This window comes from Halomonas sp. 328 (genome assembly GCF_015645095.1).
In the GTDB taxonomy this organism is placed as follows: Bacteria; Pseudomonadota; Gammaproteobacteria; order Pseudomonadales; family Halomonadaceae; genus Bisbaumannia.
In genome coordinates, this window is the sequence record NZ_JADOTW010000020.1 from 13664 (window position 1) to 27307 (window position 13644).

15 protein-coding genes are annotated in these 13644 nt (G+C 69.1%); 7 read left to right on the plus strand and 8 right to left on the minus strand.

Annotated elements, in window-relative coordinates; genetic code table 11:
* The first annotated feature begins 1 nt into the window (after window position 1).
* Window positions 2-727 carry a precorrin-2 C(20)-methyltransferase gene (locus IHD13_RS11390; RefSeq protein ID WP_195861235.1) on the plus strand — a complete coding sequence of 242 codons (726 nt, stop codon included), beginning with the start codon at window positions 2-4 and terminating at the stop codon, window positions 725-727.
* A complete protein-coding gene (cobJ, locus tag IHD13_RS11395) occupies window positions 724-1536 on the plus strand; it encodes a precorrin-3B C(17)-methyltransferase (RefSeq protein ID WP_195861171.1) in 813 nt (270 codons plus the stop codon). The genes IHD13_RS11390 and cobJ overlap by 4 nt, the downstream gene beginning before the upstream one ends.
* Here cobJ and IHD13_RS11400 read toward each other — a convergent pair.
* Complete coding sequence (locus IHD13_RS11400; protein ID WP_195861172.1) at window positions 1476-2258, minus strand: cobalt-precorrin-6A reductase; 783 nt, start codon at window positions 2256-2258, stop codon at window positions 1476-1478. The two genes, cobJ and IHD13_RS11400, sit on opposite strands and share 61 nt — an antisense overlap.
* Here IHD13_RS11400 and cbiE point away from each other — a divergent pair, their 5' ends adjacent.
* From cbiE to cobO, 5 genes are all read left to right on the plus strand, one after another.
* Complete coding sequence (gene cbiE, locus IHD13_RS11405; protein WP_195861173.1) at window positions 2259-3482, plus strand: precorrin-6y C5,15-methyltransferase (decarboxylating) subunit CbiE; 1224 nt, start codon at window positions 2259-2261, stop codon at window positions 3480-3482.
* On the plus strand, window positions 3479-3835 hold the full coding sequence (locus IHD13_RS11410) for a cobalamin biosynthesis protein (protein ID WP_195861174.1): 357 nt from the start codon (window positions 3479-3481) through the stop codon (window positions 3833-3835). Before cbiE ends, IHD13_RS11410 begins: the two co-directional genes overlap by 4 nt.
* Window positions 3836-3985: 150 nt before the next feature.
* Entirely contained in the window at window positions 3986-4780 is a 795-nt protein-coding gene (gene cobM / locus IHD13_RS11415) for a precorrin-4 C(11)-methyltransferase (RefSeq protein WP_195861175.1), read from the plus strand.
* Window positions 4777-5547: a precorrin-6A synthase (deacetylating) gene (cobF, locus tag IHD13_RS11420; protein WP_195861176.1), complete on the plus strand. Its 771-nt coding sequence runs from the start codon at window positions 4777-4779 to the stop codon at window positions 5545-5547. The genes cobM and cobF overlap by 4 nt, the downstream gene beginning before the upstream one ends.
* Before the next feature lies 1 nt (window position 5548).
* Complete coding sequence (gene cobO / locus IHD13_RS11425; RefSeq protein ID WP_195861177.1) at window positions 5549-6154, plus strand: cob(I)yrinic acid a,c-diamide adenosyltransferase; 606 nt, start codon at window positions 5549-5551, stop codon at window positions 6152-6154.
* A 135-nt stretch (window positions 6155-6289) separates the two neighbouring features.
* On the opposite strand, the gene tnpC is transcribed toward cobO, so the two are convergent.
* The 7 genes from tnpC to IHD13_RS11460 form a co-directional block, all read right to left on the minus strand.
* Window positions 6290-7885 (minus strand): IS66 family transposase, encoded by a 1596-nt coding sequence (gene tnpC / locus IHD13_RS11430; RefSeq protein WP_195861178.1) that lies wholly within the window; start codon window positions 7883-7885, stop codon window positions 6290-6292.
* Between the two features lie 44 nt (window positions 7886-7929).
* Window positions 7930-8286 (minus strand): IS66 family insertion sequence element accessory protein TnpB, encoded by a 357-nt coding sequence (gene tnpB / locus IHD13_RS11435; RefSeq protein WP_195861179.1) that lies wholly within the window; start codon window positions 8284-8286, stop codon window positions 7930-7932.
* Window positions 8283-8492 (minus strand): hypothetical protein, encoded by a 210-nt coding sequence (locus tag IHD13_RS11440; protein WP_195861180.1) that lies wholly within the window; start codon window positions 8490-8492, stop codon window positions 8283-8285. The genes tnpB and IHD13_RS11440 overlap by 4 nt, the downstream gene beginning before the upstream one ends.
* Window positions 8493-9123: 631 nt before the next feature.
* Window positions 9124-9891 carry an ABC transporter ATP-binding protein gene (locus tag IHD13_RS11445; protein ID WP_195861181.1) on the minus strand — a complete coding sequence of 256 codons (768 nt, stop codon included), beginning with the start codon at window positions 9889-9891 and terminating at the stop codon, window positions 9124-9126.
* On the minus strand, window positions 9891-10859 hold the full coding sequence (locus IHD13_RS11450) for a FecCD family ABC transporter permease (RefSeq protein WP_195861182.1): 969 nt from the start codon (window positions 10857-10859) through the stop codon (window positions 9891-9893). Before IHD13_RS11450 ends, IHD13_RS11445 begins: the two co-directional genes overlap by 1 nt.
* Window positions 10859-11749 carry a cobalamin-binding protein gene (locus IHD13_RS11455; protein WP_195861183.1) on the minus strand — a complete coding sequence of 297 codons (891 nt, stop codon included), beginning with the start codon at window positions 11747-11749 and terminating at the stop codon, window positions 10859-10861. The genes IHD13_RS11450 and IHD13_RS11455 overlap by 1 nt, the downstream gene beginning before the upstream one ends.
* Window positions 11749-13596, minus strand: coding sequence for a TonB-dependent receptor domain-containing protein (locus tag IHD13_RS11460; RefSeq protein WP_195861184.1), 1848 nt, complete (start codon window positions 13594-13596; stop codon window positions 11749-11751). Before IHD13_RS11460 ends, IHD13_RS11455 begins: the two co-directional genes overlap by 1 nt.
* Window positions 13597-13644: the final 48 nt, after the last annotated feature.

Sequence of the window (13644 nt, forward strand, 5' to 3'; positions counted from 1 at the left end):
CATGACACCGGGCACCATCCACGGCGTCGGCCTGGGCCCCGGCAGCCAGGACCTGATGAGCGTGCGCGCCGACCGGCTGATCCGCGGGGCCTCCCATGTCGCCTACTTCCGCAAGCAGGGCCGCCGCGGCCATGCCCGCAGCATCGTCGAGGGCCTGCTGGCGCGGGACGTGATCGAGCTGCCCATGGAGTACCCGGTCACCACCGAGATCCCCTTCGACGACCCCCGCTACAACGCGCTGCTGGCGGCCTTCTACGACAAGCAGGTCGCGCAGCTCACTGAGATCGCCGAAGCGGGCCAGGACGTGGTGGTGCTCTGCGAGGGCGACCCCTTCTTCTACGGCTCCTTTATGCACCTCTATACGCGCCTCGAGGGGCGGGTGCCGGTGGCGGTGGTGCCGGGCATCACCGGCATGTCCGCCGCCTGGACCGCCACCGGGCGGCCGGTGACCTGGGGCGACGACGTCCTCACCGTGCTGATGGGCACCCTGCCGGAGGAGGCCCTGGTCGAGCGTATCGCCCGCACCGACGCCCTGGTGGTGATGAAGATCGGCCGCAACCTGGACAAGCTGCGCCGGGCCCTGGTCCGGGCCGGCCGCGACGACGAGGCCTGGCTGATCGAATACGCCGCCATGCCCCAGGAGCGCATCCGGCCGTTTCGCGAGGTCGGCGACAGCGTGCCCTACTTCTCCATCCTGGTGATCCACGGCAACGGGAGGCGGCCATGAACGAGACGGCAAGCGGCGGCTGGCTCAGGGTGGTCGGCCTGGGGCCGGGCAGTGAGGCGCTAATTACCCCCGAGGTCTCCGCCGCCCTGGCCGAGGCCACCGATGTGGTGGGCTATGTGCCCTACGTGGAACGGGTGGCGCCGCGGCCGGGGCTGGTGCGCCACGGCTCGGACAACCGCGAGGAGATCCGCCGGGCGGAGGCGGCCCTGCGCCTGGCCGCCGCGGGTCACCGGGTGGTGGTGGTCTCCTCGGGGGACCCGGGGGTCTTCGCCATGGCCGCGGCGCTCTTCGAGGCGCTGGAGGCGGGCGAGCCCGAGTGGCGCGCCCTGGATATCCAGGTGCTGCCGGGCATCTCCGCCATGCTGGCCGCCAGCGCCCGGCTGGGGGCGCCCCTGGGCCACGACTTCTGCTGCATCAACCTCTCCGACAACCTCAAGCCCCGGGCGCTGATCGAGCGCCGCCTGCGCCTGGCCGCCGAGGCCGACTTCGCCATGGCCTTCTACAACCCCCGCTCCAGGGCGCGCCCGGAGGGCTTCGAGCGTGCCCTGGAGGTGCTGCGCGAGGCCTGCGGGCCGGAGCGTCTGATCATGTTCGCCCGGGCCGTGGCCACGCCGGAGGAGTCCCTACGGGTCACCACCCTCGGCGAGGCCAGGGCGGAGATGGCCGATATGCGCACCCTGGTGCTGGTGGGCTCCAGCCAGACGCGGCTGATCCCGCGCCTGACCCCGCATCAGGGCCTGCCCTGGGTCTATACCCCGCGGTCGGCCTTGGGGGCTGGCTCAGGGTCTGGTTCAGGGGCCGACTCGTGAGCGAGGCAGGCCAGCACATCTTCGACCGAGTGCACCTCATAACGGGAAGGCAGCGCCGGCCGCTCGATCATCACCACCGGCAGGCCCAGCTCGCGGGCGGCGCTGAGCTTGGCCACCGCACCGCCTCCCCCGGCGTTCTTGCAGACGATGCGCTGGATGCCGTGCTCCCGCAGCAGGGCCCGATCGCCCGCCAGGGTAAAGGGGCCGCGGTCCAGGATCACCCGGTGATGGGGCAGGGGCGGCGGCGCCTCGGGGGCATCGACCAGGCGCAGCAGGTAGTGGTGCCGGGGTTGGGCCGCGAAGGCGGCCAGGTGCTGGCGCCCGATGGCCAGCAGGATCCGCTCGGGCGGGCCGGCAAGCGCCGCCACCGCCGCCTCGATATCGGCGACGCGGGTCCAGCGATCGCCGGCCTGGGGCACCCAGGGCGGGCGGGTCAGGGCAATCAGGCGGACGCCAGCATGGTGCGCCGCCGCCACGGCGTTCTGGCTCATCCGCTCGGCGAAGGGGTGGGTGGCGTCGACCAGGTGGGTGATGCCGTGCTCCGCGAGGAAGTCGGCCAGGCCCGCCACCCCGCCGAAGCCGCCGACCCGGGTGGGCAGCGGCTGCGGCTTGGGGGTGGCCACCCGGCCGGCATAGCTGAACAGGGCAGGAACCTGGCGCTCGGCCAGGGCGCCGGCCAGGGCACTGGCTTCCGTGGTGCCCCCTAGAATCAGGATTTTCATATGACGGACCTAGACGACGCTCCCTGGCTGACGCTGCTTGGCTGGGGGGAAGGTGGCACAGAAGGGCTGACCGCGGCAAGCCGCAGCGCCTTGGAGGACGCCGAGCTGGTGTTCGGCGCGCGGCGCCATCTGCGCCGCTTGCCGCCGCTGGCGGCCGAGGTGCGCGAATGGCCGGTGCCCTTCGCCGACGGCATCCCCCAGCTGCTGGCCGAGCGCGGCCGCCGGGTGGTGATGCTGGTCTCCGGCGACCCCTTCTGGTTCGGGGCGGGCACCAGCCTGGCGCGTCATCTGCCCGCCGACGAGTGGCGGGCCCTGCCGGTGCCCTCCATCTTCGGCCTGGCGGCGTCCCGCCTGGGCTGGCCGCTGGAGGCCTGCACCTGCCTGGGCCTGCATGCCAAGCCGCTGACGCGGATCCGCCCCCATCTGCACCTCGGCCGACGCCTGCTGGTGCTGGTACGGGACGGCGACGCCGTGAGCGAGCTGGCCGGCTGGCTGGTGCGCTTCGGTTTCGGCGCCACCCGGCTGCATCTGCTGGAGGCCCTGGGCGGCGGCGAGGAGCGCATCCGCAGCGTGCGGGCCGATGCCACCCTGCCGGACGATATCGCCCACCCGGTGGCGGTGGGCCTGGAAGTGGCCGGCGAGGGGCCGGCCCTGCCGCTGACGCCGGGCCTGCCGGACGAATGGTTCGACCACGATGGCCAGATCACCAAGCAAGCCGTGCGCGCCCTGACCCTGGCTGCCCTGGCCCCCCGGGCGGGGGAGCGGCTCTGGGATCTCGGCACCGGCTCGGGCTCTATCGCCATCGAATGGTTGCTGGCCCACCCGGACAACCGCGCCCTGGGCGTCGAGCGCGACGCCGGGCGGGCGGCCCGGGCGCGCCGCAATGCCCATGCCCTCGGCGTCGACTGGCTGGAGGTGGTGGAGGGCGATGCACTGGCGATGCTGGAGGAAGGCGCCCTGGCCGAGGCCCCACCACCCGAGGCGGTCTTTATCGGCGGCGGGCTGTCCCAGGCCCTGCTGGAGGCGCTGTGGCGGCGATTGCCGGCCGGCGTGCGGATCGTGGCCAATGCGGTGACCCTGGAATCCGAGGCCCTGCTGACCGAGTGGCAGCGGCGGGCCGGCGGCGAGCTGCTGCGCCTGGAGCTGGCCAGTGCCGCGCCCCTCGGCACCCGGCGGGGCTGGAAGGCCAGCTACCCCATCGTGCAGTGGCGGGTCAGTCGATGAGGGTGGCGGGCTTCGGCTTTCGCCGCGGCGCCGGCCTGGCCTCGCTGGATAACGCCCTGGACCGGCTGTGCCGGCGCTATGGCCCGGTCGACCGGCTGGCCGCGGTGCAGTCGATGCTACCGCTGGTCCAGGCACTGGGGGAACGACACGGCATCCCGGTAATGGGAGTGGCGGAGGGTGACTTGCCCCGGGCGGCCACCCTGACCCGTTCCCCGCATAGCCTGGCGGCCCGGGGCACCGGCAGCGTCGCCGAGGCGGTGGCCCTGCTGGCGGCGGGACCCGGGGCGACCCTGCTCGGCCCCCGACTGATCTCGACGGACCGCCAAGCCACCGCGGCCCTGGCAACAGGGTAGACCCCCGATCCGCCATTGTGGGGGATCTCCAGCCTGCCCTTGTGGGAGTCCGGATTCCGGACGATTGGCGCCGATAGGCGCCTTGGTGTGTGTAGGAGCCGGCTTTAGCCGGCGATTGGTGCCGATGAACGCAATAAGAGGAAAGCCAATATGACCATCCACTTTATCGGCGCCGGCCCCGGGGCACCGGACCTGCTGACGCTGCGCGGCCGGGACCTGATCGCTGCCTGCCCGGTGTGCCTCTATGCGGGATCGCTGGTGCCCGAGGCACTGCTTGAGCACTGCCCGGATGGCGCCCGCATCATCAATACCGCGCCCTTCTCCCTCGACGAGATCATCGCCGAGATGCGCGCCGCCCATGCCGCGGGGCACGATGTCGCCCGGCTGCACTCCGGGGACCTGTCGGTCTGGTCCGCCATGGGCGAGCAACTGCGCCGGCTGCGTGAACTGGCGATTCCCTATGCCATTACCCCGGGGGTGCCGGCCTTCGCCGCCGCCGCCGCCACCCTGGGCCAGGAACTGACCCTGCCGGGGGTAGCCCAGTCCGTGGTGCTGACCCGCACCCCGGGGCGAGCCAGCGCCATGCCGGACGGCGAGACCCTGGCCAACTTCGCCAGGAGCGGCGCCACCCTGGCCATTCATCTCTCCATCCATAACCTGGCCCAGGTGGTGGAAGCGCTGACGCCCTACTATGGTGCCGACTGCCCGGTGGCCATCGTCTGGCGGGCCAGTTGGCCCGACGAGCGGGTGGTGCGGGGGCAGTTGTCGACCGTGGAGGCTCGGGTCGACGCCACCATGCAGCGCACCGCGCTGATCCTGGTGGGCCCGGTGCTGGGCAGCCAGGACTTCCAGGAGAGCTGCCTCTATTCGCTCGGCTATGACCGCCGCTTCCGGCCCCAGTCGGCGGATTCGCCCTTCGCCGCGGGTGAGGGTGACGGCGTATGATCCATCTCTCGCTGATCGGCATCGGCACGGGCAATCCCGAGCATGTCACCCTGGCCGCGGTGCGGGCCCTCAACGAGGCGGACCTGATCCTGCTGCCCCGCAAGGGCGAGGCCAACTCGGACCTGGTGGACCTGCGCCGGCTGCTGTGTCGCAATCTGCTGGAGGCGTCGTCCCGCCCCCGGGTCGTGGAGTTCGACCTGCCGCGCCGCGATGCCCATGCCGACTACCTGGCCGCGGTGGACGACTGGCACGGGGCCATTGCCGCCATCTGGGGGGAACTGATGGCGACCCATCTGCCCCAGGGCGGGCGGGTCGGCCTGCTGATCTGGGGGGACCCCTCGCTCTACGACAGCAGCCTGCGTATCGCCGGGAGACTGGGGTCCCGAACGAGGGGCGAGGTGACGGTGGACGTGGTGCCGGGCATCACCAGCCTGCAGGTGCTGACCGCCGCGCACCGCATCCCCCTCAATGCGCTGGCCGAACCGGTGCAGATCACCACCGGCCGCCGTCTAAGAGAGCGCGGCTGGCCGAGCGACGCCGCGAGCGTGGCGGTGATGCTCGATAGCGGCGGCGCCTTCCAGGCGCTGCCGCCGGAGGGCCTGCATATCTGGTGGGGCGCCTACCTGGGCATGGACAAGCAGCACCTGATCGACGGCCCCCTGGCGGAGGTGGCCGCGACGATTCTCGAGCGGCGTGCCGCCCTGCGCGAGCGGCATGGCTGGATCATGGACATCTATCTGTTACGCAAAATAAGCGGTGGAGAGTGAAATGAAGAAAGTCGATCCTCAGCGTCATGCCGAACGCATGGCCATCAAGCAGCGCATCATGAACGAGCGCATCGAGGCCGCCGACAAGGACCAGGGCGTGCTGCTGGTGCTGACCGGCCCCGGCAAGGGCAAGAGCAGCTCCGGCTTCGGCATGCTGGCCCGGGCCTTGGGCCACGGCATGAAGGTAGGCGTGGTGCAGTTTATCAAGGGCGCCTTCAGCACCGGCGAGGAGGCCTTCTTCCGTAACCTGCCGAACGTGGAGTACCACGTGATGGGCGAGGGCTACACCTGGGACACCCAGGACCGGGAGCGCGACGTCCAGACCGCCGAGGCGGCCTGGGAGGTGGCGAGTCGCATGCTGAGCGACCCGAGCTTCGATATGGTGCTGCTCGACGAGCTCAATATCGCCCTGCGCTACGAGTATCTGAACCTCGACCGGGTGCTCGACGACCTCCAGGCTCGCCCGGCCATGCAGCACGCCATCGTCACCGGCCGCTACGCCCCCGAGGCACTGATCGAGCTGGCCGATACCGTCACCGAGATGAAGGTGGTCAAGCACGCCTTCAAGGACCAGGGCGTCAGGGCCCAGAAGGGCGTCGAGCTCTAAGCCGTACATGACGCCATTTCGGATACGCACGGGGCAGGGTGGGGGCCTATCCAAAGCCCTCCACTCTGCCCTGTTCCGCGCCGCCCGTACCTATCCATGTAAGCGATCCACGAACTCCATCTGCCCAAGGCGACCTTACAGCGGTAGCGTCTCTTTCCAGCGCCAAGGCAGCAGCGGGCTGAGGTCGTCAGCTTCACTGAGGGTGGGGAGGGTCTCGAACACGAACTGCAAGTAGTCGTATGGCGAGTGGCCGTTGGCCTTGGCCGTCTCGATCAGACTGTAGATCGCTGCGCTGGCGTGGGCACCACTCGGCGTATGGCTGAACAGCCAGTTCTTGCGGCCGACCACGAAGGGGCGGATGGCGTTCTCCGCCAGGTTGTTATCGAGCGGGATCAACCCATCATCAAGAAAGCGGGTCAGGCGCCCCCACTGGCCATCCAGGTAATGCAGCGCCTTGCCCAGCGCACTCTTCGGCAGTACCTGCTGCTGGGATTTGTCGAGCCAGGTGCGCAACTGGGTGATCAGCGGACGGCTTTTCTGATCGCGCAGTTCCCGCCGCGCGTCGGCATCCAGGGCCTTGGCCTGTTTCTCCACGGCGTAGAGCTTGCGGATCTGGTTGAGCGCCCAGTCGGCCTTGCCGGTCTTGCCCTTGGGCTGCACCTTCTGGGCCTCGACGAACTTGCGTCGCGCGTGGGCCCAGCAGCCGGCATGGAGGATGCCGTTCTTTCGCACCACTTCGGCATAGCCTTCGTAGCCGTCGGTGACCAGGCGACCGGTATAGTCGCCCAGCAGGCGCACGGGCACCCGACCGGCGCGGCTGGCGTCATAGTCGAACAGCACCACTTGTTGGCCCGGCGGGCCACCCCGCTGCAACCACATGTAGGAGGTCGAGCTCGCCAAGCGGTTGACTTCGGTGTTGACCTGTAGGGTGGTCTCATCCATGTGGATCAGCGGGGCCTGCAGCAGGTGCCGACGCAGGGCTGCGACCAACGGCTGCAATCGCTCGCCAGCCTGGACCATCCAGCGCGCCAGGGTGTTGCGCGGGATCTCGACGCCGTGCCGGGCAAAGATCTGGCTCTGCCGGTAGAGCGGCAAGGCATCCTGGTATTTGGCGGTGGCCACGTAGGCAAGCAGCGTGGCGCTGGCGTTGCTCTTGGGCAGTAACTTGGCCGGCGGTGAGGCGACGCGCACGCCCTCTTCGCAGATTGGGCAGGCGTACTTGCGCCGTACATGGCGAATGACCTCGACCCGGGCCGGCACCACATGGAGTTCCTCGCTGACCTCCTCGCCGATGACCTTGAGCGCGGTGCCATCCTCGGCACACCGACGCCCTTCCTCGGGAAGCTCATGCACCACCTCAATGCGCGGGAGATCGGGCGGCAGCGCAACACGGCCACCACGCGTACGGCGCTTGGCCGGCTGACGGGGCTCGGCCGCGGCGTCTTGCGTGGTGGACTCCTCATCGGCGGCGGTGTCCTCTGCATCCACGGCCACTTCGGCCTCGTTGATCAGCAGGTCACCCTGCTCGACGCGGTACTTCTCGGTGGAGGGACCAAACTGACGCTCGATGGCCAGACGGAACTGCTCGAACAGCGATTGCTTGGCCGCTTCCCACTGGGCCTCCTTCCTGGCCATCAAGGCGAGCAGGCGGTCATTCTCGGCCTCGGCAGCGGCCAGCTTACGTTGCAGCTGATCCAGCGTGTCGGCGGTGTGGGAAGCGGAGGAGGTCATGCGCTGATGTTACCGAATCCCGCCACGCAAGGGGAGTGGGAAGCCTATCCAACCGATTGAAAGTCCAGTGTCTTATGGGGTTGCATGGCACGCAGGTCGTAGCCATCCAACAACCAGTTCAGCTCCTGCCCCGTCAGCGTGACGGTATCGCCCTCCAGTCGGTCGGGCCACTTGAAGCGCTCGCGCTCCAGGCGCTTGTACCAGACCACGAAGCCGTTGCGTTCCCAGAACAGCAGCTTCACCTTGTCGCGCCGGCGGTTGCCGAACACGAACACGGCCTTGTCGAAGGGGTTGAGCGCCATGGCCTCCTGGACCAGCAGGGCCAGGCCATCGATCTGCTTGCGCATATCGACCGGCTCGCGACACAGATAGACCCGTAACCCGGTGTCGGGCCGGATCATGATGCCACCTCCACGGTGACGAAGCGCAGTGGTCGATACCGCGGCGGCACCGGCATGCCCTGGACCGCGAGACGCTGCTCCCAGGCCAGCAACGCCGCCAAGTTCAGGCCCTGCTCCTTGGCATACTCGCTCAACGCCAGTTGCCGGGATGAGGCATGGAACAGATGACCCAGCCAATAAGCCTGCGTTGACGTCAGTTCGTTCATGGCATCCTCCAGATCAACAGGAGTTGCCAGTGTGATCGACGCCGCTCAGCTCAAGAAGATGGGGTTCGTGGATCGCTTACGAATAAGTTGAAAAAGCCCTCCTTCCGCGCGGAAGGAGGGCTAAGGTCATGCAACAAGCTGCCTGGCCAAAGCCATCTCGACGGAATCACCATCCGTGTTGAGGGCATCTAGATGTGATCTCTCGCCCTCCACGCTAGGTTGAAAAGGCTTGTCGGGGTGCACCCAAGCGCTGGCTTGCCAAGATCGTCGGTCTGAGGGGCGCTCAGCCGATGGATTCCTTATCGGCGCTTGGTGGGTGGGGTGGGGCCATGTCTCCCACTGTCTGTACCCGAGCAGGGCCAGATGCGCGGCTCGTCCCTCCACTCCGACAAGCCTTCTCACTATTGCCCGTTCTGGGTCTCCTTCAAACATACAAGCGCGGCGGTCCGGCGTCCCGGTTCCGCGCGATATCGGCCGCAGGGCGATCCTGACCGGCACCCAAGGGCGACTGCGTCGCCCAATCGTTCGGGGAACCCGAACTCCCACAACCCCAGAGCCTCTCCCAGCACCAGTGGCCAACCAGGCCCACTATGGGAATAGCTACCCAGCCTACCTGTAAGTGCGATGAACCTTATTTCAGGGGCACGAAGACCGGGGCCCCGTCGACCCAGGCGGTGGCCAGGCGCTGGCCGTAGAGCCGTTCCAGGGCCGCGGGCTCCAGCATGGCCTCCGCCGGGCCCCAGCACGCCTCGCCGCCCGGGTAGAGCAGCAGCAGGTGGTCGCACCAGCGGGCGGCCAGGTTGAGGTCGTGCAGGCACATCATCACCGCCCTGCCCTGGCGGGCCTCGCCGGCGAGCAGCGCCATGACTTCGGTCTGGTGGTGCAAGTCGAGGTGGTTGGTGGGCTCGTCGGCAAGCCACAAGGCCGGGGCCTGGGTCAGCACCGTGGCGATGGCCAGGCGCTGGCGCTCGCCGCCGGAGAGGGTCCCCACCAGGCGGTCGGCCAGGTGGGCGATATCGAGCCGCTCCAGGGCCGCCTCGGCCAGGCGCAGCTCCTCGGCCCCCTCCATCTGCCAGGGCGAGAGGTAGGGGTGGCGGCCGATCAGGGCGGTCTCGCGCACCGTGGCGGGGAAACCATCATGGCGCTCCTGGAAGACCAGCCCCAGCTGGCGCGCCACCCGGCGACGGCCCAACGCCGCCAGCGGCCGGTCGTCGAGGCGCACCTGCCCCGAACGCGGGGCCCTGAGGCCGGCCAGGGTATGCAGCAGCGTCGTCTTGCCGGCGCCATTGGGCCCCAGCACGCCCCACACCTGGCCCGGCTCGATGCACACGTCGAGGGCCCGGCCGTCGCCACGCCCGGGAATATCGATCACCAACTGGCGGGCCTCGAGACGGCTCATCACTGGCTCCGATAAAGCAGGTAAAGAAAGGTCGGCACCCCCAGCAGGGCGGTGATCACCCCCACCGGCAGCTGCTCGGGGGCGATCATCGTGCGCGCCAGGGTGTCCGCCAGCAGCAGCAGGGTGCCGCCGGCCAGGGCGCAGGCGGGCAGGATCAGCCGCTGATCGTTGCCCAGCAGCAGGCGCAGCATATGCGGCACCACCAGGCCGACGAAGCCGATGCTGCCGGCGCTGGTTACCGCCATGGCGGTCAGGGCGCTGGCCCCCAGGTAGATGCCCCACTCCAGGCGGCGTACCGAGACGCCGAGGGCGGCGGCCTGCAGGGGCCCCCGGGCCAGCACATTGAGGCTGCGCCCCAGCGGCATGACCAGCAGGCAGACCACCAGCAGCAGGGCCAGCGGCGGCCAGGGCGCACGGGCATAGGCGAGGTCCCCCATCAGCCAGTAGAGCATGCCGGGCAGGCGGTCGGCGGGGGTCACCGCCAGCATCAGGGTGATCATCGCCCCCCAGCCGGCCGCCACCACCACCCCGGTGAGCAGCAGCCGCGCCGGGGTCCAGCCGCCGCGACCATGGGCCAGGCCGAACACCAGCAGGGTCGAGAGCAGCGCCCCGGCGAAGGCACCGCCGGAGACCACCAGGCCGCCGACGCCCGCCAGCATGGCGGCCAGGGCCCCCACCGAGGCGCCCCCGGAGAGCCCCAGCACATAGGGGTCGGCCAGGGGGTTGCGCAGCAGCACCTGCATCAGGGCGCCGGCCACGGCGAGCAGCCCGCCCACCGCGAAGGCGGAGAGCGAGCGGGGCAGGCGCAGCTCGAGGATCAGGGTCTGGGCCAGCGGGCTGCCCTGGCCGCGCAGGACGGCGAGGATCTCGCCCGGTGGCAGGGTCACGCTGCCCAGTGCCACCGACAGGATCAGGGCCGCCAGGGCGGCCAGGGCCAGGCCCCCCAGGGGGCGCGCCAGGGTCACCATCAGGGACTCGCCTCGCGACGAGACCGGGCCACCTCGAGCTTCTCGCAGAAGAGCCGGCTGCCCTCCAGCAGGCGCGGCGTGGGGCGCTGGATCAGCGAGGGCGGCACGAAGAAGAGGTTGTCCCGGGCCACGGCGGTGAGCGCCGGATACTGCTCCCAATGAGTCAGCCAGGCGCGGTTCTCCTCGCCCATGCCGCCGGCGAGGATCGCCTCGGGGTCGGCGGCCAGCACCGCCTCCTCGTCGAGGCGCGGCACCAGCCGGTCGAGCTCGCCGAAGACATTGACGCCGCCGCACAGGGAGAGCACCTGGCCGATCAGGTGGTCGTCGTTGATGGTCATCAGCGGCTCGTCCCATACCTGGTAGAAGACCGACAGCGGCGCGGCATTCGCGTAGCGCTCGGCGAGTTCCGCCATGCCGTCGCGAAAGCGCGCCGCCTCGACCTCCCCCGCCGCCTCGCTGCCGGCCAGGCGCGAGAGGCGTTCGATGGCCGTGGCCACGCCCTCGAGGGTGCGTGGCTCGATATAGAAGACCGGCAGGCCCAGGGCCTCGAGGGTCTCGAGCTGCTCCGCCGGGTTGCCGGTGACCCAGCCGATCACCAGGTCGGGAGCGAGCGCCAGCAGCCGCTCCAGGTCGACCCGGGTATGGCTGCCCACCGAGGCCACCTGGCGGGCCTCCGGGGGATAGTCGCTATAGGCCACCACGGCGACGACCCGCTCGCCGGCCCCGGCGGCATAGACCAGCTCGGTGGCCCCCGGCGACAGGGCGGCGATACGCTCGGCGGGGGCCGGCAGGCACACCTCCCGGCCCCGATCATCGACGGCGCAGCGCTCGCCGGCCTGAACCGCGCCCGCAAGGAGCAGCGCCAGGGCTGCCAGCAGTCGCTTACCCATTAGCCACCGAAGTGCAGGCTAAGGAAGGCGGCGCGACCGGCATTGAGGTAGTCATCACCGTCGAAAAATCTCGCCGTGACATACTCCTTATCCAAAGCATTCTCCAGGGTTAGGCGGGCCGACCACAGGGGCGCGAACTCCCAGCCGGCGCGCAGATTGACCAGGCCGAAGCCGGCAAGCCGTTCTTCGTTGGCGGCATCGTCATAGCGGTGATTCTGCACGACCCAGGAGCCCCCCAGGGACCAGTCGCCCAGCGCACGATCGGCATCCAGACGCAGACTCTGTGACGCGCGTCGGGCCAGCCGGTTACCGGTCTCGCGATCCTCCGGATCGGTATAGGTCAGGGCCGCGGCCAGGTTCCAGTCGGCAACCTCGGCACCAGCGGAAAGCTCGACGCCGCGAATCCGCGTAGTCGGCACATTCGTTGCTCCGCCATTCTGTCCAGAAATCAGGTTGTCGATATCACTCTGATATAGCGCCAGATCCCAGAAATAGTGGCGATACTGACCACGAGCACCGAGTTCATAGGACGTCGACGTCTCGGCCTCTAGGTCAGGGTTACCAAACCCCGGCCAGTAGAGCTGATTAAACGTCGGTGCCTTGAAGGCAGTGCCATAACTGGCCCTCAAGGTATGGTAGGCGTCCAGGTCATAGCCCAGGGCCAGGCTGCCGGTTACCTCTTCACCATAGGCTTGGTTATCGTCATATCGCAGGCTGGCCTGTACCGCGAAGGGAGAGAAATCGAGCAGTGCTTGGGTAAAGATGGCCTTGTTATCCCGCCCCTCTACGTCGTAGGGCCCATCCCAAGGCATGCTTCCCGTAATGCTGCCTGCAACGCTATCGTTCAGGTACTCAGCACCGACGATAAACTCATGGGCACCTGCGCCAAGCGTATTTTCCCAGCGAGCGGTTCGCGTCTGCGTATCGAGAATGGAGTCATAGAAGTGGTTGTCGCTCTCATCACGCGCCTCGCTCAGGGTCAAGCGACTCCGCCAGTTGGCAGTGACTGGTAGCTCACCGTAGATCCCCGCCACTTGCTGAACATAATCCGTCGTAGCCAGGGAACCGCTCTCGTCGTACTCGGTAGTTCCCCGGGCCCGCAGCGCCAGCACCCCCACCTCGGCGCCGTTATCGAAGGTGTGAGAGAGCCGCACCAGGCCCGAGGTATTGTCATAGCCCTTGTCGTCACCGCCGCGGCGCACCGGCTGCCCATCGGTTTCGAAGCGGCTACCGGCGAAGTAGTAGCGGGTGCCGCCGCTGCTGCCGGCGAGGCTGGCGCTATAACGCTGGGTATCGAAGGAGCCGCCGCCCACCGAGATGCGTGGCGTCGGCGCCCCCGCCTCGCCCTCGGGCGTAAAGAGCTGAATGACGCCGCCCATGGCATCGGCGCCATAGAGGCTGCCGCGGGGGCCGCGGACGATCTCGGCACGCTGGAACAGCCGCGGATCGAGGAATTGCCAGGCGGCACTGCCCAGCGTCGCCGAGCGCAGGCGAATGCCATCGATCAGCAGTACATTCTGGTCGCTGTTGGTACCACGGAGAAAGACGCTGCTGTTCTTGCCGAAGCTGCCACTGGTGGAGACATCCACCCCGGGCTGGCCACGAAACAGGTCGGTGAGGCTGGTGGGGTCCTGGCGGCGCAGGGTCGCCTCGTCCAGCACGGTCACCGAGGCCAGCGATTCGTCGGCGGTGCGCGGCGCCAGGGTGGCGGTCACCACCAGGGGGTTCAGGGTCTGGAGCGAGTCGTTGTCGCCGGACGTGGCGGCGATCGCCTGGGAGAGCGGTGCTAGCGGCAAGGCGGCAACGGCCAGGGTCGCCAGGCCACGGGGGGAGAAGGAAGTCGTCATGGGGTGTCCCTTGCTCGCCGTGCTCACCCGCACGGCGTCATGCGTTAT